Source organism: Bradyrhizobium jicamae (assembly GCF_018130695.1).
Taxonomy (GTDB): domain Bacteria; phylum Pseudomonadota; class Alphaproteobacteria; order Rhizobiales; family Xanthobacteraceae; genus Bradyrhizobium; species Bradyrhizobium jicamae_B.
The window spans coordinates 98,043-120,832 of the sequence record NZ_JAFCJX010000019.1; the positions used below are offsets into that span (position 1 = coordinate 98,043).

The following is a 22,790-nucleotide window of genomic DNA, read 5'->3' on the forward strand; positions in this document are numbered from 1 at the left end:
TTACCGAAGGGCGTTCTCCAGCACCCTTTCGTGTCGAGATGCGCCGCATCAGGAGATTTCGAGGATCTCGCGGACGTCATCTGGCGAGGCGATCTCCCGGCCGCATCCTCGCGCAATCATGCAAGTGCGGCGGACGAGTTCCTCGTTGGTCGGACAGCCGAGCTCAATATATGGGTAGTCTCCAATCCCCGGAGCGATATTGCCGCCACGCCTCGCGACGCCCTCGCACAGATCCAACAAATTTCCGCCGACAATATTGGCAGTCCAGCTGTGCCTGACGGTCTTGGGCAGGAACGGCAAGAATGCGTCCAATCCTTCGAGCGTACCGGGATGGCCGGTGAGATACGGCCCATCGGTCATGTTGAGCAGGAAGTAGCCGGGCTCGGCCACGAGGCCCATCTCCATGAATGCCAGCGCGCGTCGCACAAAGCCGATCGACCAGCAGGTCATCTTCGGTTTGATGCCGGCATTCTTCAGGCAGCGAAAGTAATGCTCCACTGCGTTGGTTCGGTTTTCGTAAACGCGATCGGCGTGCGAAAAACCGAGCTTCTCACGGTCGAATACGTCGAGATTGGTGCTGCCGGTGTCAATCGGAACGATGTCCGGTTTGGTCGCCGGGTCCTTGGCAAGCTCGAGAATGCAGTTAATCCTCGCATTCGGGTCGGTGTCGTTGGCGAAGAAGCCGAGCGTTGGCAGTATCAGCATGTCGCACTTCTGCCGAACCTTTCGGATGATCTCAGCGTTCCTTTCGGCGGTATGGAGCGGCGCTCCGTCGTCCGCACGAGCGTGGAAGTGAAGAATTGAAGCCCCAGCTTCGCGGCAGCGAACTGCCGTCTCGGCGATTTCGTCTGCCGTCCAGGGAACGTGAGGGTTTCCATCCCGCATCGCGTATTCGTTCACGCGAGCCTCGACGATCATCTTCTTGTGCGCCATTCTTGATGCCTCATGCCAACGATCGGGCAGACTTCAAGGCCGTCCGTAGTGGGTTGGGCCAGCCATGATCGAGCGTCGCGCCAGCTTAAGACTCCGGCGCAGAACCCCCAAACGACTTTTAACGCCACCCTTGTGATAAAAGCTCACAGCCGCTAGAGTTGTCGTTTGGAGGGTCGGATGGCGCGTCCAAAGCCTTCGCTCAATGCGTTACGTGCTTTCGAAGCAACGGCGCGGTTGCGCAGCATGACTGCGGCTTCGCTCGAATTATCGGTGACTCATGGAGCGATCAGCCGCCATATCCGGTCGCTCGAGGAATTGCTTGGCGTTCCGCTCCTGGTGCGAACGTCCTCCTCGACAGACCCGACCCCTGAGGGGAGTCGCCTGGCCGAAGGCCTCACCGCTGCATTCAATCTTATAGATGGTAGTGTCGAGCAGATATTGCCTGGACCGCTGACGGTCTCCTGTTCGGCGACCATCATGATGTATTGGCTGATACCCCGCCTCGCGGGATTTCACGAAGCTCACAGGAATATCGAACTCCAATTCAACATGAACTACGATCAAGTGGATTTCATCCGTGACAAAGTGAGTGTCGCGATCCGCTCCAGCACCATCACACCACCCAAGGATGTTGTCATAAAAGAGCTTGCGCGGGAGTGGATTTCGCCCGTTTGTGCGACGTCTTATGCGAAGGCTAACAGGCTCAGAAGGCCAAGCGACATCGCGGATTGCCGATTGTTGGGGACGCGGACGCGTCCCGAGGCCTGGTCGGACTGGCTCGACGAGTTGGGGCTGCGGCAAGATGTCCGCATTCAAGAATCCTACGAACACTTCTATTTGCTCATCCAGGCCGCGCTGTGCGGCCTTGGCTTGGCCCTCGTCCCCACGATGTTTGTCCTCGAGGAGATCAACAGTGGAAGACTGGTCGCGCCATTCGGCAGCATTCCCGGCAAGCGAATGTTGATGCTTTGGACCGCTCCTCACGTGGCGACCCGTCCTGAAAGTAGGGCGGTTTCCAACTGGCTCACGCGCGAGATGTCCGCCACCGCGGAGATGTGCGCGGCCCTGGGCAGCGTGGACGCCTAGTCCAGTCCTTCGAAGCCCCGAGCCGTGTTGGATCCGCGGATCGCATGATGTGAGTTTTTCTCACATCTCGCTTCATCAATATCGTTTGCTGCCGCGGGGTACTCAAGGTCAGATGTGCCCATCCATCATACGAACGGTGCTGTGGGCCGTCCGGATGAAAGAGACGAAATTTCGGAAGAAACGCAGCAAACCTCGACAGGGCGTACCATGCACAGCGATAGTCCGCGATCCGAGTTTACCGCCCGATATATCGTCGAGACCGGCGATAGCGTGGCGAGGGCAGCGGAAGTCATTGCCGGGGAGCAGTCGAGCGGGACGTTCCTTGCGTTACCCGGGGAGACCGATGAGCTCAAGAAGCGATCGCGAGCCCGGGTGATTAGCGTCACCGAGCTTCCGCCTGTCGATAGCCCGACTCTGCGCAGTTCCTTCTTCGAGAAAAAGGATCGTCCAAAAGCGTTTCATCGCGGCGAAATCGAAATCGCCTTTCCGGTTGATAATGTAGGCTGCAATATCCCGACGCTATTGGCGACCGTTGCGGGCAATCTGTTCGAACTCGGCGAGACGACGGGCCTCCGGCTCCTCGACATCGAGATGCCCGTTAGCTACGCCGCGCGCTTTCCAGGTCCGAAGTTCGGTGTTGACGGGACCCGACGTTTGGCCGGGGTTATTGATCGGCCATTGATCGGTACGATCCTGAAACCCAGTATTGGTATGTCTGCGTCCGAGACCGCCGTGCTCGTCGATAAGCTTTGCGAGGCCGGCATAGACTTTCTCAAGGACGACGAACTGATTGCGGATCCGCCGTATGCGCCCTTTGAAGAGCGTCTGAAGGCTGTGTTCCCCGTCATCGAAAAGCATGCCGATCGGTTGGGTCGAAAGCCTATGTACGCGATCAACATCAGTGGCTCAATCGACGACATGCGACGTCGCCACGACCTTGTGCTGGAAGCCGGCGGCACGTGCGTGATGGTGAGTGTGAACTGGTGCGGCTTTTCGGCAATCGAGCATTTGCGGACATACACCGATCTACCGATCCACGGTCACCGCAACGGATGGGGCCTGTTTACCCGCCACCCGTGGCTCGGCTTCGACTTTGCCGCGTTTCAAAAGCTATGGCGCCTGACCGGTGTCGATCATCTGCATGTCAACGGCCTGAGGAGCAAGTTCTGGGAGCCGGATGATTCGGTCATTGCTTCGGCAAGGTCGTGTCTGTCGGCGTTTTCAGGCGTCACGCCGATGATGCCGGTCTTCTCGTCAGGGCAATGGGCGGGACAAGCCGGCGATACGTTCGAGCGGCTTGGAAGTGTCGATCTGATGCATCTGGCCGGAGGCGGCATCATGGGGCATCCCGGTGGCATTGCTGATGGTGTCATGAGCCTGCGCGAAGCGTGGGAAGCCGCGGTTCAAGGCGTGTCAGTAACCGAATACGCCAAATCCCATCGGCCACTTCAGCTCGCCCTCTCGAAGTTCGGGGGCGCGACGTGACGCAAGGTCGATACCGGCTGGCATTCTACGGCGACGATTTCACAGGGTCGACTGACGCCCTGGAGGCTGTGGCGTTCGCCGGGCTTCGTGCGGCGCTGTTTCTACGTCCCCCGACGCCAGACGTCTTGAAGCATTTCGGCGACATCGAGGTTGTTGGCCTCGCCGGAGTCAGTCGCGGCATGTCTCCCGCGGAGATGACCGAGCGCCTGTCGGGAGATTTCCGGTACCTTGCATCGCTCGGTGCGCCGATCGTGCACTACAAGGTGTGCTCGACTTTCGACAGTTCGCCCGAGATCGGCAGCATCGGCCGGGTGATCGAGATCGCAAAGTCGGTGTTCGGCAACGATCCGGTCCCGATCGTTGGCGGAACGCCCTCACTGCAACGATACTGCCTCTTCGGCAATCTATTCGCCCGATCCGGGACGGATGGGAACATCTACAGAATCGACCGTCACCCGATCATGAGCGTTCATCCGGTGACGCCGATGAACGAAAGCGATCTGGCCGTCCATATCGCGCGGCAGGCAGCGCTCAAGATCGAAAAACTCACGTTGCCCTTCCTTGATCAGAATCATGCGAGGGCCGCCGACCGATTCGCAGAACTGGCGAAATCTGCGCCCGACGCAATATTGCTGGATTCCGTGAATGCGTCGCAACTTACGCAGGTCGGCCGACTGATCGCCGATCGCGCGGCCGGTAATCGAAGCGCATTTGTGGTTGGCCCGTCAGGCGTGGAATACGCCTTGATGCAATGGTGGCGCGAGGCCGGGATCATTCCTGCGCCGTCCGAAACCTACGGTAACCCGTCCCCGGTTGACCAGGTGCTCGCCGTGTCGGGCAGCGCTTCATCGCTGACCGCCTTGCAGATCGACGCCGCCGTGCGGGCCGGTTTTGCTGAAGTGCCTCTCGATGCAGCCGACTTGCTCGATGCCGACAAGCATGGCGCCGTCGCGACCCAAATCGTCCAGAGCGCCATTTCCCTGCTCAAGGAAGGACGCAGCGTCATATTGCACACCGCCCGCGGTCCGGATGACCCACGGATCGGAAAGATGATTGAGAAGCTCGTCGGCGGCGGAATGTCTCGCGAGTTCGCCAAGCATGAGGGCGGCCGCGATCTCGGCCGGAAGCTCGGACGACTCGTCAGTGACATCCTCGATGCGGTGCCTTTGAAGAGATTGCTGCTGTCGGGCGGCGACACGTCGAGCCAGGTCGCGCAACTGCTGGACATAGACGCCCTCGAAATTGCGGCCCGCGTAAGTCCGGGCGTTCCACTTTGCAGAGCCCGAGCGACACGCGGGCGGCTGGATGGACTTCAGATAGCGTTCAAGGGCGGTCAACTCGGCGAAGAAGATTTCTTCAAACACGGGCGGCTGGGCAAAATTTAACAAAAACGAACAGGGAGGATGCCGTGAGTGTCCCATCGATGCCTTCAGGTGGCGTGGTTGCGCACGATGGTGCGGGCGACGCTGGTTCGCGCGCGGCTCTGGAAGAAGCCATGGAGAACTCAAGCAAGAGCGGCCTGCTCGCGGCTGCAGACGGCGTCGACCGACTGATCGGCCGACTGCTTGAGGTTTGCGTCTCCATACTGCTTGCCGCCGAGATCTTGCTGCTGTTTGCGGGTGTCCTGGCGCGTTACGTCTTCCTCAAGCCGATCATCTGGTCGGACGAACTCGCGTCGATGTTGTTTCTCTGGCTCGTGATGCTGGGTTCCGCCATCGCATTGCGGCGGGGCGAGCATATGCGAATGACAGCTCTATTCGCGTTCGTATCGCCCCGGATGCGGGCGCAACTCGACGCCATCGCGTTGGCGGCATCGCTGGGGCTGGTCGTCCTGCTCTTCCCGGCCACGCTCGAATACGCCATCGAGGAAGCGATCGTCAGGACGCCGGCGATGGACCTCTCCAATGCGTGGCGCGCCACCGCCGCACCCGTTGGCTTCGGGTTGATGGGCATATTTGCACTGCTTCGGCTCGTTCGCCTCGCTGACACAAGATTGGCTTTGTCTGCAATCGGTATCGTCGCGTTCATCGTGGGCGCATTTTGGTTGCTCCAGCCGATCTTTGGGCCGCTTGGCAACATCAATCTCATAATCTTCTTCGTCGTCGTGGTGGCGTGCGCCGTGTTCACCGGGGTGCCGATCGCCTTTTCGTTCGGTCTGGCGACGTTCGGCTATCTGATGCTCACGACCAGGACGCCGCCACTCATCATCGTGGGCCGCATTGACGAGGGCGTCAGCCATCTGATCCTGCTGTCGGTCCCTCTGTTTGTCTTTCTCGGTCAGCTGATCGAAATGACGGGCATGGCGCGGGCCATGGTTGCATTCCTTGCCAGTCTGTTGGGTCATGTGCGCGGGGGCCTGTTGTACGTGCTCGTCGGAGCCATGTACCTCGTCTCCGGCATCTCCGGATCGAAAGCTGCGGACATGGCAGCGGTTGCACCCGTCCTTTTCCCTGAGATGAAGCGTCGCGGCGCCAAGGAGGGAGACCTCGTCGCGCTGCTCGCGGCAACGGGCGCCCAGACCGAGACAATTCCTCCCAGCATCGTGCTCATCACGATCGGCTCTGTGACCGGTGTCTCAATCGCGGCGTTGTTCACCGGAGGCCTGCTCCCCGGCGTCATCCTGGCGATTACGCTCTGCTGCGTCATCGCGTGGAGGTACCGCAACGAGGACCGCAGCCTTGCCCATCGTGCCTCCGCCAAGGAAATCGGTGAGACATTTCTGATTGCCGTGCCGGCCATCGCGTTGCCGTTCGTCATTCGCTCTGCGGTCATCGAAGGCGTGGCGACTGCGACCGAGGTGTCTACGATCGGCATATTCTATGCGATTGTCGTCGGCGTCCTGTTCTACAGGCAGTTCGATTGGCGACGGATCAAGCCCATGCTGGTCGAGACCGCCAGCTTGTCCGGCGCAATTCTATTCATCATTGGCACTGCTACGTCGATGGCCTGGAGTTTGACGCAATCGGGATTCTCGCGCGCGCTCGCCGTGGCGATGAAGCAGCTGCCGGGCGGATCGATGAGCTTCATGGCGGTGTCCATCGTAGCCTTCGTCGTACTGGGCAGCGTGCTGGAGGGCATCCCAGCGATTGTTCTCTTCGGGCCGCTGCTTTTTCCGATCGCTCAAGCGCTCGGAATCGATCTCGTTCACTATTCGATGGTCGTCATACTGGCGATGGGCGTCGGCTTGTTCGCGCCGCCGTTCGGCGTTGGTTACTACGCAGCTTGCGCGATCAGCCGAGTAAACCCGGACGCCGGAATGAAACCCATCGTGGGCTACATGACAGCACTGTTGATCGGGCTCGTGATCGTGGCGCTTGTCCCGTGGATCTCGACGGGATTTCTGTAAGCGGTGATGCGCAGACCATAAGAGTACGAACCACGTAGAGAATGGAGGAAGCAATGAAACGGACTTTGAATCGCAGGACTTTTCTGCAGGGGACCACGGCAGCAGCTCTGGCGACTGGCGTTGGATTTCCGATCAAGAGCGCTCGGGCGGCTGCGGAGTTTCGGCTTCGCTGGGGCTTCAATCTCGCCGAGTCTCATCCGATTACGACGCGCGCCAGAGAGGCGGCCGAACGCGTGCTGGCCGAAACGAAGGGGCGGGTGGAGATCAATGTGTTTCCCAACAACCAGCTCGGCGGTGACACGGACATGCTGTCGCAACTCCGCGCCGGCGGGCTCGATCTGTTCCTCAATTCCGGGATCAATGTTCTCTCGACGATCGTCCCATCGGCATCGATCTACGGATTGGGGTTCATCTTCCCCGACTATGATGCCGTCTGGAAGGCGATGGACGGAGAGCTCGGCGATGCGTTGCGGGTTGCTATCGGAAAAGCGAACCTCGTAACCGTAGGCAAGATGTGGGACAACGGATTCCGCAACATCACGACAAGCACGAAGCAAATCAGCACCCCCGCCGATCTGAAGGGCGTCAAGATCCGCGTGCCGGTCGGCGCGCTCTGGACGTCGATGTTCCAGGCCTTTGGCGCCGCGCCGACAACGATCAACTACAGCGAACTGTATTCCGCGCTGCAGACCAAGATCGTCGACGGTCAGGAAAATTCGCTGGCAAATATCTTCACGGCGAATCTCTTCGAGGTTCAGAAATACTGTGCCATGACCGGCCACATGTGGGACGCCTTCTTCTGCGTCGCCAACAAGCGGAACTGGGAGGCCATCCCGGAGGATCTCCGCAAGGTCATCACGACTGCAATCAACGATGCCGTGATGGCCGAGAGAAAGGACATGGCAACGCTCGCGACATCCTTGCGCGGCGACCTGTCCAAGAAGGGCCTCATCTTCAACGAGCCTGATGTCGCGGCCTTCCGGGAATCGCTTCGCACTGCGGGATTCTACAAGGAGTGGCGTGCAAAGTACGGCGAGGAACTGTGGACGACGCTTGAGCGCACCACCGGGAAGCTGACCTGAGGACGACGGAGCGGGAGTTAGATCGACATGAGATTGAACAACAAGGTAGCGCTCGTCACGGGTGGCGCGCGCGGTATTGGCTTCGCGATCTCGAAGGCATTGGCGCGGGAAGGGGCTCGCATTGTCATCGCGGACCTCAACGTTGATGGCGCGAAGGTGTCGGCGGCGATGCTTGAGAACGCAAGCCGGGAGCATCTCGGCTTGAAGGTGGATGTGGCGGACCAGGGGTCTGTGACCGAGTTGCTGGATGAGATCGCCCAGCAGTGCGGCGGATTGGACATCCTGATCAACAATGCCGGCATCGGAGGCAATACGCCCTTCCTCGAAATCAAGCTCGAGGATTGGCAACGAATGATCTCGATCAACTTGACCGGCGCATTCATCGTCGCGCAGGCAGTTGCGCGCCAAATGGTCAATCAGCGCCGCGGCGGAAAGATCATCAACATTGCGTCGCTTTCGGGACAGCGCGGCGGAAACGGACGAGCCGCATATGGCGCGGCCAAAGCGGGGCTGGAGTTGCTCACGAAGGTCATGGCGGTCGAGCTCGCGCAGCACAAGATCAATGTCAACAATATCGCGCCAGGAGCGATCGAAACCGAGATGGCCAAGACGGCGCACGATCCGGCGACGCGGAAGGCCTATGAGTATCTCATTCCGATGAGTCGCTATGGGCTTCCGGAGGAAATTGCCGATGCCGCGGTCTTCCTCTCGTCGGACGAGAGCCGATACGTGCACGGCCATACGTTGAACGTCGACGGAGGATTCCGCGAGGCCGGCTTGATGTTCGGGCCGGACAAGGCGCCGCCGCGATAGCCGGGATAGAGGGCCCTGAGGAACCGCTTCGTCCGGGAGCGGGTCCTGATTTGCCGATGGAGTGACTCACGTGCGCCGAAATCGCCGAGCAAAAATCGTAGCGACCGTTGGACCGGCGTGCTGCGAGCCTGACATGCTTCGAAAGTTGTTCGAAGCTGGGGTCGATACGTTTCGTCTCAACTTCAGTCACGGCGCAAAGCAGGACCATGCCAGGGTCCACGCCGCGATCCGGGCTCTGGAGATCGAGACGGGCAGGCCGATCGGCATCTTGCTTGACCTCCAGGGGCCCAAGATTCGCATCGGTACGTTACGCGACGGGAGCCTGACACTGGTGGCGGGCGAGACCGTCCGGTTCGTTCAGGAAGGCGCCGAAGGCGATCGGAATGCGATCCCGCTGCCGCATCCGGAGGTGTTTGCGGCGGCCGCGCCGGGGCATGATCTATTGATCGACGATGGACGGCTGCGAGTTTGTGTCAAGTCGCTCGGTCGCGATAGCCTTGAAGCCGAGGTGATCATCGGTGGAAAGCTCTCCAACCACAAGGGAGTTAACCTGCCGGGGACGATCCTCGATCTGTCGCCACTGACTCCGAAAGACCGTGCAGACCTCGATTTCGGTCTCCAACTGGGCGTCGATTGGGTGGCGTTGTCGTTCGTGCAGCGGCCGGGAGATCTCATTGAGGCGAGGGGGCTGATCGGGGATCGGGCAGGCCTCGTCGCGAAGATCGAGAAGCCGGCGGCGCTCGACCGGATCGACGACATTATTAGTCTGTCCGACGCGGTCATGGTGGCGCGGGGCGATCTTGGCGTCGAGATTCCTCATCAGGACGTTCCCGGCCGACAAAAGGAATTGGTGCGGGCCTGCCGATTGGCGGTGAAGCCGGTCATCGTGGCCACGCAAATGCTCGACTCCATGGTTGCTTCGCCGACGCCGACCCGTGCGGAGGCATCCGATGTGGCGACGGCCATCTATGATGGTGCCGACGCGGTCATGCTGTCCGCGGAGTCTGCCGTAGGCCGGTACCCGCGTGAGGCAGTGGAGATGATGGATAGCATTATCCGCAGCACCGAACGTCACAAGATGTACCGCTCCATCGTGGATGCGTTGCGCCCGGAAGAGGAGCACACGGCTCCCCACGCGGTGGCCGCGGCGGCTGCGGGCTTAGCATCTGCGATCCATGCCTCTGCCATCGTCGTCTACACATCTGGAGGCACGACCGCGGCTCGCATTGCCCGTCGCCGCCCGGATGTTCCCGTTCTTGCCGTGACTCCAAGCATGGACACTGCGCGTCGGCTTTGCTTGCTCTGGGGTACGCACAGTGTGTCGTCAACCGACGTGAACGACTACGAGGAGATGGTGTCTCGGGCCGTCTCTACCGCGGTCGGCGAGCAGTTCGCTGAAAGTATGGACACGGTAGTGATCGTCGCTGGAATCCCATTCGCGCAGGCCGGCACCACGAACAACATCCGCGTTATGGCGGTGCCTTGAGTTTCTGTAACGTTAACCGAACATCGCCGCTACAACTAGTCGTTGGCATTTGTCCACTCTCATCGCGCCCAGTGGCGGTTCTACGCTTCGCAGACTAAAAGCCATGCGAAGGAAAGGGCCTTGGAAGCTGCCGCGCTGCTACGGTTCAATTAGGCAAGTGACGCGTGGTCGCTCGCATCTTACTAGCGCATTCGCTCGCTCTCATGGCGGGTAGTCGGAGAACCGAAGGATGTTACCTAACCTCCAAACCGCGGATCTGATCTGGCTAGTGGCACAAGGCCCGTTCTGCCGGGCGGAGTGAAGGAAGAGATGCCGATTGCATTCCCAATACCTGACGAGGCCGTGCTCGGCCGCCGCGGCGAAATTCTGACCGGCCTCGGCCAACTCGTTGCCCCGGAGGCGCTCATCATCTCCGAAGACGAACGCCGCGCCTTCGAGACCGACGCCCTTACCGCCTATCGGCGCATGCCGCTCGCGGTCCTGCTTCCGTCGACCACCACGGAAGTGTCGACCGTCCTGAAGTTCTGTGCGCAAAATCAGGTGAAGGTTGTTCCGCGCGGGGCCGGAACGTCGCTCGCGGGCGGCGCGATTCCGCAGGAGGATGCGATCGTTCTCGGCGTATCGAAGATGAACCGGATCTTGGATGTCAATTTCGAGAACCGGACCGCCCGAGTGCAGGCGGGCGTGACCAACCTTGCGGTAAGCCAGGCAGTTGCGCACGAAGGCTTTTTCTATGCGCCCGACCCGTCGAGCCAGCTCGCCTGCACCATCGCCGGCAACATCGGCATGAATTCGGGCGGGGCGCATTGCCTGAAATACGGCGTGACGACGAACAACATCCTTGGCGTGACGCTTGTCTTGCTCGACGGAACGATCGTTGAGATCGGCGGAGAGCACCTCGACAGCCCAGGCTACGATCTCCTCGGTCTTATCGTTGGATCGGAAGGCCAGCTCGGCGTCGTTACCGAAGCGGTCGTGCGGATTCGTCGTGCCGCGGAGGGCGCCAAGCCCGTCCTATTCGGCTTCGATACGAGCGAGGAAGCGGGGGCCTGTGTCGCGGCAATCATGGGTGCGGGCATCATCCCGGTTGCCATTGAGTTCATGGATAAGCAGACGATCGAGATCGTGGAAGGATTTGCCAAGGCAGGTTATCCGCTCGACGTCGGCGCTCTTCTGATTATCGAGGTGGAGGGCTCCGAGCGTGAGATGGAAGCCGTGCTCGCGCGGATCGTCGTAATCGCGCGGAAGCACAATGTCCGTCACATCAAGGAGAGCCACTCCGCAGCGGAAGCCGCGGCAATTTGGAAAGGACGCAAGTCCGCGTTCGGAGCAACAGGGCGTGTTGCCGACTACATCTGCATGGACGGTACAGTGCCGCTTGGTCAGCTGTCGAACGTCTTGAAACGGACAGGCGAGATTGTCGCATCCTACGGCCTGCGCGTCGCAAATGTATTTCATGCGGGCGACGGCAACATGCATCCGCTGATTCTTTATAACGTTAACGATCCAGCCGAGCAGGCAAAGGCGGAGGCCGCTGGCGAAGACATCCTGAAATACTGCGTGGAAGTTGGCGGCTGCCTGACCGGCGAACACGGGGTCGGGATCGAGAAACGCGATTTGATGCGCTTCCAATTCGAGGAACGCGATCTGCGGCAGCAGATGCGCGTGCGAGCTGTATTCGATCCTGCATGGCTGCTCAATCCCGCAAAAGTGTTCCCGCTCGACAACCGGTTAACGGCGTAGCTACGCCGTGCGACACCGGCATCGGGAGGGAGTTGTCCATATGACCCGCCATAATCCAACGTCTGAGGCTGATGCCTGCGCAATTGTCGCAGAAGCTGCGGCCCAGCGCACTCCACTGGCGATTCAGGGCGGTGGGACGAAGCGCGCGTTCGGCAGGCCGCCACAATTCGAGTCGATCCTCTCGTCATCCCAAATGACAAAAGTCACGCTCTATGAGCCAGCAGAATTCGTGATTTCCGCCGAGCCTGGCGCCTCTCTCAGTGGGATCGTTCGGCTGCTCGCGGAGCATCGGCAAGAGCTCGCCTTCGAACCTCTCGACTACCGCCCACTGCTGGCCAGCGACGGCGAACCGACGATCGGAGCGGTCGCCGCGATGAACCTTTCGGGACCGCGCCGAATCGCTGGCGGGGCAGCCCGCGATAGTTCTCTCGGGGTGCGGTTCGTCAATGGACGCGGCGAGGCGATCAAGTGCGGCGGTCGTGTGATGAAGAACGTGACGGGCCTTGACCTCGTCAAACTCATGGTCGGCGCGCATGGCACGCTCGGCTTCCTGACCGAAGTCACGTTCAAAGTCGTCCCGAGCCCACAGCGTGTAGCAACATTGTGTCTAGTGGGCCTCTCCGACCAGACCGCCATAGCGGCGCTGTCGGCGGCACTCGGCTCGCCGTATGATGTCAGCGGTGCAGCGCACCTGCCAGCGAAAATCGGTGGCGGCGCGCGCACCTTGATCCGCGTGGAGGGGTTTCCAGATTCGGTCGAATATCGCCTCGGTGAGCTGCGGTCGCTTTTGAAAGCGTTCGACACGGCTGAGGTGCTTGCCGATGACGCTGCGAAGGATCTCTGGGTGGCGATCCGCGATGCAACGGTCATCGCTGAGCCGCGCGATAAGGCGATCTGGCGCATCTCGACGGCACCGACCAGGGGTGCTGATGTCGCGGCGCGGATTGCTCGGACTATCGATGCGCGGTGGTTCTTTGACTGGGGTGGCGGGTTGATCTGGCTGGCGTGCGAAACTGCGAGTGCCGCCGGTGCGGCAACGATTCGCGCGGCGGTCCGTCAGGCCGGTGGACATGCCACCCTCGTGCGAGCACCCGAAGACGTCCGTGCTGCGGTCGATGTATTTGATCCACCGATCGAAGCGATTGCGCGGCTTCAGACCGGGCTGAAAGCCTCTCTCGATCCGACTGGGATATTCAATCCTGGCCGGATGTTCCCCGAGCTGTAACGATGCAGACAACGTTTACCGCTGAACAACTACAGAATCCCGCAACAGAGGCTTCGGAAAAGATCCTTCGAAGCTGCGTTCATTGCGGCTTCTGCACCGCCACCTGTCCGACATATCTGCTGCTTGGTGACGAGCTCGACAGCCCTCGCGGCCGCATCTACCAGATCAAGGACATGCTGGAGGGCAGCAAACCGGCGACCACGCCAGTCGTCAAGCACATCGACCGCTGCCTATCCTGCCTGTCGTGCATGACCACCTGTCCGTCGGGCGTGCACTACATGCACCTAGTGGATCATGCTCGCGCCTATATAGAACAGACGTATCGGCGGCCCTTCCACGACCGGCTCGTCCGGGCCATGCTCGCGATGATTCTTCCCTATCCGAGACGGTTTCGAGCGGCGATCACTGCGGCGCAAATTGGCCGGCCGTTAAAATATGTCTTGGCCGGCCTGCCCCATGTAGGCGATCGGCTTGCGGCAATGCTCGATCTCGCGCCAGCCCAAGTGCCGCTTCGATCTGCCACGCAAAAGCCGAGTGTTTTTCCGGCAATGGGAGAGAAGCGCGGCCGCGTCGCAATTCTCAGCGGTTGTGCCCAGCCTGTACTACGCCCCGACTTCAATGAGGCAGCCGTCCGGCTCCTGACCCGCCACGGAGTCGACGTGGTGCAAGCCAGAGGTGAGGGGTGCTGTGGCGCGCTGGTCCATCATCTCGGACACGAACGCGATTCACACGAATTCGCAAGGAGAAACATCGACGCGTGGATCGCAGAGATGGATGGCGAGGGCCTCGACGCGATCATCATTACGGCGTCTGGATGCGGAACGACGATCAAGGATTATGGCTTCATGCTCCGTGAAGATCCCGCCTATGCTGATAAGGCACGGCGGGTTTCTGCAATCGCGCGAGATATCACCGAATTCCTCTGGCCGATGAAACTGGACTTCTCACCGAGAGCGCGCAATCTCGTCGTCGCCTACCATTCGGCCTGTTCGATGCAGCATGGTCAAAAGATCACAGAGGAGCCGAAAGCGTTGCTTAAACAGGCCGGCTTTGCGGTCAAGGATATACCTGAAGGACACATCTGCTGTGGATCGGCGGGGACTTACAACATTCTTCAGCCGGAAATAGCGAAACAATTGCGTGCGCGAAAAGTGGCAAACATCCGACGCGTGAAAGCAGACCTGATCGCGACGGGAAACATAGGCTGCATCACGCAGATCGGCGATGGCGCCGACATACCGATTGTCCATACGATCCAATTGCTCGATTGGGCGACCGGAGGGCCGGCGCCGAAGTCATTGCGTTCGGCTGATCTCAGGGGCGCGAAGTAACAACTGTGTGTCTGGTTGCGGCGAGTGCGAGATTGCGCGCTGAGAACTCGAGCATGGACGACGCAAAGCCCACCTTAGTTTCAGACGTCGCTGCCGATCATCCAGCGGCATCCGGCATGGCTCTGATGTGAGCGGCGGTTCTCGATTGGGCGGAGTGGGTCGATAGTGCGAGCGCGCCCACGGCAAACAAAAGCGATCTTTCAGCATGTCACATCTCCAATGTGTTGTTGGAAGACGCGGCGTTCCTGCAAAGGGTCCTCCAGAGACGGAGGACGATGTCACCTGCTTGACGCATGTTAAGCGGGGCGGGCGGATGGCTCGCGCCGATCTTCGCTCGAAACCTGCAACGGCGTCGCCGTCATGCATGAATCCGAATCACCTAAATGCCGATCTAATTCGTTTGCTGTAATCGCCCAGACTTATATTGCTGGTGGCAATCGCGGACCGAAGAGCCGCGCGAATCGGAGAAGCGCCCAGATCGAGTGCGCAACGGAAGATCGCCGTATGCCTCGTCTCGTTCGCTGTTCGACTGGAGCGCGGGTTTCGCGCGTTCCGCAACAACTAGGATCAGGCGACATGACGGTTCAAGGCCACAACGTCTCACTGCACGAACGAGCTCGCCGCATCAGATGCCATGCGCTCCGAATGGGCGAAGTGCAAGGGCAGGGCTACATCGCCCAAGCCCTGGATATCGCTGACGTATTGGCGGTGGCTTACTTCCATGCCATGCGGTATCGGCCGGAAGATCCAGAGTGGGAAGGGCGCGACCGCTTCCTTCTCTCCAGTGGTCACTATGCAATTGCACTGTACGCCGCGCTGATCGAGGCGGGCCTCGTTCCGGAGGCAGAGCTGGAGACCTACGGCTTCGATGATAGCCGTCTGCCGATGTCCGGTATGGCAAGCTACACGCCGGGGATGGAAATGTCGGGCGGTTCGCTGGGGCTCGGTCTTACCATCGCGGTCGGCCGATGCCTTGGATTGAAGCGAAAAGGATCCGACAGCTTCGTCTACACCTTATTCTCTGACGGCGAGCTCGATGAAGGATCGAAGTGGGAGGCGATGATGTCCGCCACTCACTACAAGTTAGACAATCTCATTGCCGTGGTCGACGTCAATAACCAGCAGGCGGATGGCCCTTCCGGCCAAATGATGGGCTTTGAGCCCCTCGTCGACAAAGTGCGATCATTCGGCTGGTTCGTTCAGCGGGTGGACGGTAACGATCTCAATGCCGTAGTCGCGGCATTCGATGCGGCAAAGACGCACGAGGGAGCCGTGCCGCGAATGATTATCGCCGACACGGTCATGGGAAAAGGCGTGCCGTTTCTTGAGACGCGTGAGCGGAATCATTTCATGCGCGTCGATGCGAACGAGTGGAAGTTGGCGCTCGCAGCGCTGCAGGATGGGAGCCGGCTATGAAGTCGACGTCGAGCACTACCACGCCGAAGCTGCGCCTCACGACGTCGGCAATGATCGCTTCGATTGCCGCAGAGGGACAGCCAACAAGGCCGGCGCCGTTTGGCCATGCCTTGATCGAACTCGCGCGCCGGCGCCCCGAAGTTGTCGGGATGACGGCTGACCTCGGCAAGTACACCGATCTCCACGTATTCGCGAAGGAGTTTCCGGACCGCTACTACCAGATGGGCATGGCGGAGCAGTTGTTGTTTGGCGGCGCGTCGGGCCTTGCCGCGGAGGGCTTCATGCCGTTTGTGACGACTTACGCTGTGTTCGCTTCTCGTCGCGCCTATGACTTCATTCACCAGACCATTGCCGAAGAAGATCGCAACGTGAAGATCGCATGCGCGTTGCCAGGGCTCACGTCCGGCTACGGCCCAAGTCACCAGGCGGCGGAAGACCTGGCACTGTTCCGCGCGATGCCGAACATGACGGTTATCGATCCATGCGATGCCCTGGAAATTGAGCAGGTGGTGCCTGCCATGGCCGCGCATCGTGGTCCCGTCTATATGCGTCTGCTGCGAGGGCAGGTGCCACTCGTTCTCGAAGAGTACGGCTACAAGTTCGAACTTGGAAAAGCGAAGCACTTGCGAAGCGGAGATGACGTCCTCATCATTTCTTCCGGCCTACTCACGATGCGGGCGTTGGAAGCCGCAAAAAAACTTGAAGCAGATCGTGTTGGCGCGTCGGTCCTTCACGTGCCGACCATCAAGCCGCTTGATGTTGAAACCATTGTGGCCGCTTGTAGAAAGCCGGGGCGAGCGGTTGTCGTCGCGGAGAACCACACTGTGATTGGTGGGCTAGGCGAAGCAGTCGCCGCTGTTCTGATGAGGGAGCGCGTGCATCCTGCGTTCCACATGATCGGCCTTCCGGACGAATTCCTGGCCGCTGGCGCCTTGCCTACGCTTCACGATCGATACGGAATTTCGACGGATGCGATCGTTAGCCGCATCAAGTCCTGGCTGTGACGGCTAGGTAGCGCGACGCGGACGCGAGCCTGGCTTGTCGGCCTTGAACGAGTCGCTCTAGCAGGTTCGTCCGCTACGGAAAGCGTAGGTTAAAACCTGCGCGGCAGGTAGCCTCCCATGGGACCAGGGGCACGGGGCCATAGGTTTATCCTCGTAAGCCAGGGAGCTTTAGCGTTCCCGCGATTGAAGAAGTTCGTGCGCATAGCGGACGCGCCTGTCGGCGGTCGCTCAGGCATTTGGCATTCTGCTTGGCGTCGAAACAGACCCGAGGAAGCCAATCGCATATCCTGGGGTTCGCCTGTTTGCTGCCGACGCCATCGCGAACCTTTCGCGTGGGAGATTGTAGAACGTAACTCCCAAGTGGCCACCTCGATTCAAGTATGTTCACCGCTCCAAACCGCCATTTGGATGAGAGCAATTCACTTGATGAAGCGCGCAATTCGTTTGATCTGCCGATCGTATTTCTTATCGTCGAAAGCTTGAGGGCGACCGCACTGCACGACGGCGCCGGCACTGGGAGGAATTCATGTCTGCGCACCAGACCGCAACCGCACACGATCGACGTCCAGACGCGGCCGCTCACTCCGTGGGAGCTGATGGGAGTGGAGTCCTTGCGAACCTCAAACCCGAGGTCTTCTTTCGCTACTTCGAAGAGATCAGCCGCATTCCGCGTGGATCCTATAACGAGAAGCAGGTCAGCGACTATATCGCCAACTTCGCGCGGGATCGCGGCCTTGAGTGCTATCAGGACGACATTTACAATATTCTGGTCAAGAAGCCGGGAACAATCGGCTACGAGAACGCGTCGCCGGTCATCTTCCACGGTCACACCGACATCGTGTGCGAGAGCGATGAGGGCGTGGAGCACGATTTCGCGAATCAGGGCATCAAGCTGCGGATCGATGGCGATTTCATTCACGGCACGGGTACGACCCTCGGCGCAGACAACACGGTAGGTGTTGCGCTTGCGCTGTCCGTGCTCGACTCCACGGACATTCCACATCCGCCGCTCGAGGTCGTGCTTACCGTCCAGGAAGAGGTGGGAAAGGGAGGCGCTCAACACTTCGACGCATCCTGTCTCACTGGAAGGCGGCTAATCGATTTCAATTGGCATGATCCCAAGAGTCTGTTCGCCGGCTGCGCGGGTGATATCTCGGCGCGCTTTCGGATCCCGGCCGAATGGCAGAAGGTGCCGGCTGGTTTGACGGCGACGCGATTGTTCGTGAAGGGACTGAGCAGCGGCCACTCGGAGTTCGACATTCATCTGGAGCGTGCAAACGCGATCGTCCTTCTGGCCCGGGTCCTCGGTGCGCTTCTTGACGACCTGCCGGTCCGGCTCGCATCGGTCAAGGGAGGCGTCAACCGGTACGTCATTCCCGGAGACGCCGAAGCAGTCATGTTGCTTCATCAAGCGGACCTGAAGCGTGCAAGCGAGATCGTCCGGAATGTCGCCGCAGATATCAAGAAGGAGTTCGCAGTCAGCGACCCTAAGCTGGAGGTCGGTTTGGAGCCGTGTGCGGGCGGTTTCGATCGTGTGCTTTCAGACGTGACCGCCAATTCGGTCGTGCAGGCGGTCACGCTTACGCCGAACGGAGTCCAGAGCATGAGCCTTACCATCGCGAATCTGGTGGAAAGCTCGAACACCATTGCGTTGTTATCGACCAGCGACGAGGAAGTCGAGATTCTCTCGACCATTCCGAGCGCCGTCAGCTCGCGGCGCTACGGCATCCTCAAGCGAATCGAGCGGCTGGCAGAGCTAATGGGGCGCGGTACAAAGGTTACCACCTTTGCGGATTGCCCAGAGTGGCCCTACAACAAGGACTCCAGGCTTTTGGCCGTCGCCACCCGCGCGTTCGAGGATACGTTCAAGGCCAAGCCTCACGTAGAAGTATCTCACTCGAGCCTCGAGTTGGGTCTTTTCAACAAGAAGATTCCGGGAATCGACATGATCTCGATCGGACCGGAAGCGTTCGACGTGCACACGACCCGAGAACGTCTCAATCACACCACCGTCGAGCCTATCTGGCGGCTTCTCAAGGAAATACTCCGCAATCTCAGAGATTAGCGCGACGTCGCGCGTCTCAGCGGACTGATCGTTGGCAGAGCTCCATAGCGACTGGAGCCCTGGACGAGGCTGCTCGCGCATGCGGGCAGTAGATGTTGCACCAGAAACAAGCATTGGAGGGGAAACATGAAGCGATCTTTTTGTAATTCATTGGCGGCTGGGTTGCTCGCGGCCGTCGTCTTGCCCGGTGTGGCTTTCGCCGCCGACTACGGGGCGGTTTTTCCAGGAATCCTCATGGACAAGGTCATTCCGCCGACCGGCAAAGAGGCGAAACCCCAGGTGAAGACCAACCGTCCCCTGAAGGTCGGTTTCCTGCCGACGGCAATGGATACCTACTATCAGCGTGTGCTGGCTGGAGTTAAGGAGGAGATCGATCGAGCCGGGGGACCTTCCACGATCCAACTGCTCGTGCAAGCGCCGAAGAGCCAATCCGCGACGGACGATCAGGTCCGCACGATGGAGGCCTGGATCAACGAACGCGTCGACGCGATAGCGGTCGCGCTCTACAACGAAGGCGCTTTGGAGCCGTTGATCCGGCGTGCGACCGAAGCGGGAATCCCGGTGTTCCTGTTCAACTCACCTGTCGCCGACGACCCCTATTACGTCAGCGATATCGGATACGACCAGAGCGACGGCGGTCGCGCTCAAGCGCAGTGGATTGTCGATAACTACAAGGACAAGGGGGAGGTCAAGATTGCCGTCCTGGAGGGCTTGCCCGGTCCGCACACTGCGCAGCGCATGAAGGGCTTCAATGAAGTCCTCTCGAAGTACCCGAACCTGAAGATTGTGGCCAAGCAGCCGGCCGGTTGGGTGCGCGCGCAAGGTCTCACCGTGACCGAGAACATGCTCACCGCGCATCCCGATGTGGATATTCTCGTTGCGCTCTACGATGAAATGGCCCTGGGAGGCCTGCAGGCCTTGAAGGCGAGGAAGCTGAACGGGAAGATTGCGATCGTAGGCTACGAGAACATGAAGGAAGCCAACGACGCGATCAAGGTCGGCGATTTCGCAGCCACCGTCGATACCGGGGCCAAGGAGGAGGGCCGCAACATCATCCGCGCGGTCGAGCAATTCGTCATGAAGGGAGAAGGCGTCCCCAAGAAGATCTTCGTCGCGCCAAAGACGTACGATGCCAAGAACATCGGCACGTTTGACCCGGCCGACTACATCTACGTCGCGAAGAATACGAAGTAGATGGTCAGGAGGAGCCACGCTCGCCGCTCGAGCGTGGCTCCATCTGCTGTTGCGAAGGGGGCGACATCAATGGACCAGTCGGAACTGGCGCTCAAAATCACAGGCGTTGGCAAGCGCTTCGGAGCGACCAACGCGCTTTCGAGCATTTCGATGAATCTGGCCAAGGGCGAGGTGCTGGGATTGGTGGGCGAAAACGGGGCCGGAAAATCGACCCTGATGAAGATCCTGTCCGGGGCCCATGTGCGTGACGAGGGCGAAATTGAGGTCGATGGGGTGCGCGTGGAGATCCGGGAGCCGGCGGACGCGCAAAGGGTAGGTATAGGAATCATCTATCAGGAGCTCAGTCTGTTTCCGGACCTAGATGCGGTTGAAAACATCTTCATCGGCCGGGAGATGTCGATTGGAAAATCTCCGAACATCACGGCGCCGCTTCGAAAGAGGGCCATGCGGGAGTGCGCCCGTCGAATCCTGAATGATGTGCTTAGCGTCGAGATTGATCTCGATTGCCCGGTTGGCGCGCTTACCCTTGCTCAACGACAAATCGTCGAAATCGCCAGGACGTTGAACTCAAACGCAAAGATCCTGATCATGGACGAGCCGACCGAGGCTCTCGAGAAAGCGGAACGAGAACGGCTCGTCAGAATCATCAACGATCTCAAGCAGGCCGGGAAGTCCGTCATATACGTGTCCCACAAACTGGATGAGGTCTTGAGAATCTGCGACCGCGTCGTCGTGATGCGCGATGGAGCGTGCGTCGCCGACCTGCCGGCATCGACGCTCGACGTGAACAAGATGATCGGCTTGATGATCGGCGGCTCGCTGGCAAAGCAATTTCCGACGAAGACAAGTCCAGGTGCTGATCCTATCCTCAAGGTGGAAGGGCTATCCCGACGCGGAGCATTCGACAACGTCAATTTCGAATTGCACGAGGGGGAGATTCTGGGTGTTGCGGGACTCGAAGGATCGGGCAAGAGCCGCCTTCTGAGGGCATTGTTCGGTGATGGTGCGTCGGACTCCGGCAGAATCCTGCTGAAGGGACGATCGATCTCGATCGGATCGATATCGGGCGCGATGAACAACGGGATCGCGTTCCTTCCGGCCGAGCGCAAGACGGAAGGCATCTTCGCCGAACATAGCGTCGGCTGGAATTTAACCGCCTCTAGCTTGAGCAAATTCGGCGGCGTTCGCCTGGATCGGCGAGCGGAACGCATTCAATGCATCAACCATATCCGGAAGATGGGAATCAAATCGGAAGGGCCTCAGCAGCCGATCGGCAAGCTGAGCGGCGGCAATCAGCAGAAGGTTCTGTTAGCGCGATGGCTGCTGACCGAGCCTGACGTATTGCTTCTCGAGGAGCCGACGCGGGGGATCGATATCAAGGCGAAGGCCGATGTCTACCAACTCATCGCCAGCAGCGCGCAGACCGGAAAGGGGATCATCGTGGTTTCATCTGACAACACCGAGCTGCTGGGGTTGTGTCATCGGATACTGGTCATGTTTGAAGGCGAGGCGGTCGGAATGCTGGATTCGGCTTCCGCAAGCGAGGAAACCATCGCGTCGCTTTCGATTCAGCGGACCTGAGAAAACAATGGAGAACAGAATGTCGACTCAGGCCTTGGATGCAAAAACCACGGTATCGAAATTCAGACTGTCCGGGGGAGCGAGCGGCATCGTGATAGCGCTGATCGTTCTCATAGTGGCACTTGGAGTCGCATCGCCACGCTTTCTAAGCGTCGGTAACCTCACGGATATCACGCGGCAGGCGGTCTTTGTCGCCATTATCGCATTCGGAGCGACCCTCGTCATTGCCATGCGAGGCATTGATCTCTCGGTTGGGTCGACGCTGGCATTCACCGGCCTGATCGCTGCGGACCTGATGAACCGCGGGTTCAATCCGTTTGTCAGCGTCGCCGCGAGCCTGGCCGTCGGTACGCTGATCGGCATTGTGAACGGCGTTCTGGTCGCCAAAGTCAGGATAGCCGACTTCATCGTCACCATGGCGATGATGGTCATCACGCGTGGATTGATCATGGTCTATACGGAGGGCATTCCGCTCACCGGCTTGTCGAATCCTTCTTTCCAGGCCTTCGGCCAGGGATTCGTCGGCTTCGTGCCGATGCCGGTGTTGGTCACGATCCTGACTTTTGCAGCGGTCTACTTCCTACTTTATCAAACGCGCTTCGGCCGTTACACGCTGTCGATCGGTAGCAATCCGGAAGCGGCGCGGCTGGTCGGAATAAGAATCGATCGCGTCAAGATTGCTGTGTATGCACTCACTGGGTTTCTGGCTGCGCTATCCGGTGTTCTCCTGACCTCACGGCTCGAAGCGGCAATGCCGGAGGCTGGCGAGGGCTATGAGCTGGATGTCATCGCGGCGGTAGTCATGGGGGGCACGAGCCTCGCCGGAGGCAAGGCGTCCCTGTTGGGAACTGCTGCCGGCGCGGTCCTCATGGCCGTCGTGCGTAACGGTCTCAATATTCTCAACGTCAACACGTTTTGGCATCAAGTCGTGATCGGCGCGATCATTCTGTTGGCCGTGTGCGCCGACAAGTTTGGTGGCCGCTCGCGAGATACCTGATTG

General features: G+C 59.8%; 17 protein-coding genes. 16 read left to right on the forward strand and 1 reads right to left on the reverse strand.

All coding sequences use genetic code 11. From position 1 onward, the window contains the following. Positions 1-48 precede the first annotated feature (48 nt). Positions 49-933, reverse strand: a complete 885-nt coding sequence (locus JQ604_RS26225) for a 3-keto-5-aminohexanoate cleavage protein (protein WP_212363497.1) — start codon at positions 931-933, stop codon at positions 49-51. 177 nt (positions 934-1,110) lie between these two features. Here JQ604_RS26225 and JQ604_RS26230 point away from each other — a divergent pair, with 177 nt between their 5' ends. The 16 genes from JQ604_RS26230 to JQ604_RS26305 all read left to right on the forward strand — a co-directional run bounded on the left by JQ604_RS26230 (position 1,111) and on the right by JQ604_RS26305 (position 22,787). Next, positions 1,111-2,019, forward strand: a complete 909-nt coding sequence (locus tag JQ604_RS26230) for a LysR substrate-binding domain-containing protein (RefSeq protein ID WP_212363499.1) — start codon at positions 1,111-1,113, stop codon at positions 2,017-2,019. A gap of 141 nt (positions 2,020-2,160) precedes the next feature. After that, positions 2,161-3,504: a ribulose-bisphosphate carboxylase large subunit family protein gene (locus tag JQ604_RS26235; protein ID WP_349631146.1), complete on the forward strand. Its 1,344-nt coding sequence runs from the start codon at positions 2,161-2,163 to the stop codon at positions 3,502-3,504. Then, entirely contained in the window at positions 3,501-4,889 is a 1,389-nt protein-coding gene (locus JQ604_RS26240; RefSeq protein ID WP_212363501.1) for a four-carbon acid sugar kinase family protein, read from the forward strand. Before JQ604_RS26235 ends, JQ604_RS26240 begins: the two co-directional genes overlap by 4 nt. Before the next feature lie 110 nt (positions 4,890-4,999). After that, entirely contained in the window at positions 5,000-6,850 is a 1,851-nt protein-coding gene (locus tag JQ604_RS26245) for a TRAP transporter large permease (RefSeq protein WP_212363605.1), read from the forward strand. Positions 6,851-6,903: 53 nt separating this feature from the next. Beyond that, complete coding sequence (locus JQ604_RS26250; RefSeq protein WP_212363503.1) at positions 6,904-7,932, forward strand: TRAP transporter substrate-binding protein; 1,029 nt, start codon at positions 6,904-6,906, stop codon at positions 7,930-7,932. A gap of 27 nt (positions 7,933-7,959) precedes the next feature. After that, complete coding sequence (locus JQ604_RS26255) at positions 7,960-8,745, forward strand: SDR family NAD(P)-dependent oxidoreductase (protein ID WP_212363505.1); 786 nt, start codon at positions 7,960-7,962, stop codon at positions 8,743-8,745. Between the two features lie 70 nt (positions 8,746-8,815). Further along, entirely contained in the window at positions 8,816-10,231 is a 1,416-nt protein-coding gene (gene pyk / locus JQ604_RS26260; RefSeq protein WP_212363507.1) for a pyruvate kinase, read from the forward strand. Positions 10,232-10,540: 309 nt separating this feature from the next. Continuing rightward, entirely contained in the window at positions 10,541-11,974 is a 1,434-nt protein-coding gene (locus tag JQ604_RS26265; protein ID WP_212363509.1) for an FAD-binding oxidoreductase, read from the forward strand. 40 nt (positions 11,975-12,014) lie between these two features. Beyond that, positions 12,015-13,199 (forward strand): FAD-binding protein, encoded by a 1,185-nt coding sequence (locus JQ604_RS26270; protein WP_212363511.1) that lies wholly within the window; start codon positions 12,015-12,017, stop codon positions 13,197-13,199. Positions 13,200-13,201: 2 nt separating this feature from the next. Continuing rightward, a complete protein-coding gene (gene glcF / locus JQ604_RS26275) occupies positions 13,202-14,530 on the forward strand; it encodes a glycolate oxidase subunit GlcF (RefSeq protein WP_212363513.1) in 1,329 nt (442 codons plus the stop codon). A gap of 576 nt (positions 14,531-15,106) precedes the next feature. Next, positions 15,107-15,946, forward strand: a complete 840-nt coding sequence (locus JQ604_RS26280) for a transketolase (protein ID WP_212363515.1) — start codon at positions 15,107-15,109, stop codon at positions 15,944-15,946. Further along, positions 15,943-16,950 (forward strand): transketolase family protein, encoded by a 1,008-nt coding sequence (locus JQ604_RS26285; RefSeq protein WP_212363517.1) that lies wholly within the window; start codon positions 15,943-15,945, stop codon positions 16,948-16,950. The genes JQ604_RS26280 and JQ604_RS26285 overlap by 4 nt, the downstream gene beginning before the upstream one ends. 526 nt (positions 16,951-17,476) lie before the next feature. Continuing rightward, entirely contained in the window at positions 17,477-19,015 is a 1,539-nt protein-coding gene (locus tag JQ604_RS26290; protein ID WP_212363519.1) for an aminoacyl-histidine dipeptidase, read from the forward strand. A gap of 126 nt (positions 19,016-19,141) precedes the next feature. Further along, positions 19,142-20,209, forward strand: coding sequence for a sugar ABC transporter substrate-binding protein (locus tag JQ604_RS26295; RefSeq protein ID WP_212363521.1), 1,068 nt, complete (start codon positions 19,142-19,144; stop codon positions 20,207-20,209). Positions 20,210-20,278: 69 nt separating this feature from the next. Then, the gene (locus tag JQ604_RS26300) at positions 20,279-21,790 is read left to right on the forward strand and encodes a sugar ABC transporter ATP-binding protein (protein ID WP_212363523.1); all 1,512 of its coding nucleotides are present in this window, start codon (positions 20,279-20,281) and stop codon (positions 21,788-21,790) included. A gap of 19 nt (positions 21,791-21,809) precedes the next feature. Further along, positions 21,810-22,787 carry an ABC transporter permease gene (locus JQ604_RS26305; protein ID WP_249158649.1) on the forward strand — a complete coding sequence of 326 codons (978 nt, stop codon included), beginning with the start codon at positions 21,810-21,812 and terminating at the stop codon, positions 22,785-22,787. The last annotated feature ends 3 nt before the right edge of the window (positions 22,788-22,790 follow it).

Bases quoted from the DNA above. Each gene is read 5' to 3' on its own strand.
- JQ604_RS26245 (WP_212363605.1), top strand. From the start codon at position 5,000: ATGGAGAACTCAAGCAAGAGCGGCCTGCTCGCGGCTGCAGACGGCGTC.
- JQ604_RS26225 (WP_212363497.1), bottom strand. From the start codon at position 933: ATGGCGCACAAGAAGATGATCGTCGAGGCTCGCGTGAACGAATACGCG.
- JQ604_RS26305 (WP_249158649.1), top strand. From the start codon at position 21,810: ATGTCGACTCAGGCCTTGGATGCAAAAACCACGGTATCGAAATTCAGA.
- JQ604_RS26255 (WP_212363505.1), top strand. From the start codon at position 7,960: ATGAGATTGAACAACAAGGTAGCGCTCGTCACGGGTGGCGCGCGCGGT.
- JQ604_RS26230 (WP_212363499.1), top strand. From the start codon at position 1,111: ATGGCGCGTCCAAAGCCTTCGCTCAATGCGTTACGTGCTTTCGAAGCA.
- JQ604_RS26290 (WP_212363519.1), top strand. From the start codon at position 17,477: ATGTCTGCGCACCAGACCGCAACCGCACACGATCGACGTCCAGACGCG.
- JQ604_RS26300 (WP_212363523.1), top strand. From the start codon at position 20,279: ATGGACCAGTCGGAACTGGCGCTCAAAATCACAGGCGTTGGCAAGCGC.
- JQ604_RS26265 (WP_212363509.1), top strand. From the start codon at position 10,541: ATGCCGATTGCATTCCCAATACCTGACGAGGCCGTGCTCGGCCGCCGC.
- glcF (WP_212363513.1), top strand. From the start codon at position 13,202: ATGCAGACAACGTTTACCGCTGAACAACTACAGAATCCCGCAACAGAG.
- JQ604_RS26270 (WP_212363511.1), top strand. From the start codon at position 12,015: ATGACCCGCCATAATCCAACGTCTGAGGCTGATGCCTGCGCAATTGTC.
- JQ604_RS26285 (WP_212363517.1), top strand. From the start codon at position 15,943: ATGAAGTCGACGTCGAGCACTACCACGCCGAAGCTGCGCCTCACGACG.
- JQ604_RS26280 (WP_212363515.1), top strand. From the start codon at position 15,107: ATGACGGTTCAAGGCCACAACGTCTCACTGCACGAACGAGCTCGCCGC.
- JQ604_RS26295 (WP_212363521.1), top strand. From the start codon at position 19,142: ATGAAGCGATCTTTTTGTAATTCATTGGCGGCTGGGTTGCTCGCGGCC.
- JQ604_RS26250 (WP_212363503.1), top strand. From the start codon at position 6,904: ATGAAACGGACTTTGAATCGCAGGACTTTTCTGCAGGGGACCACGGCA.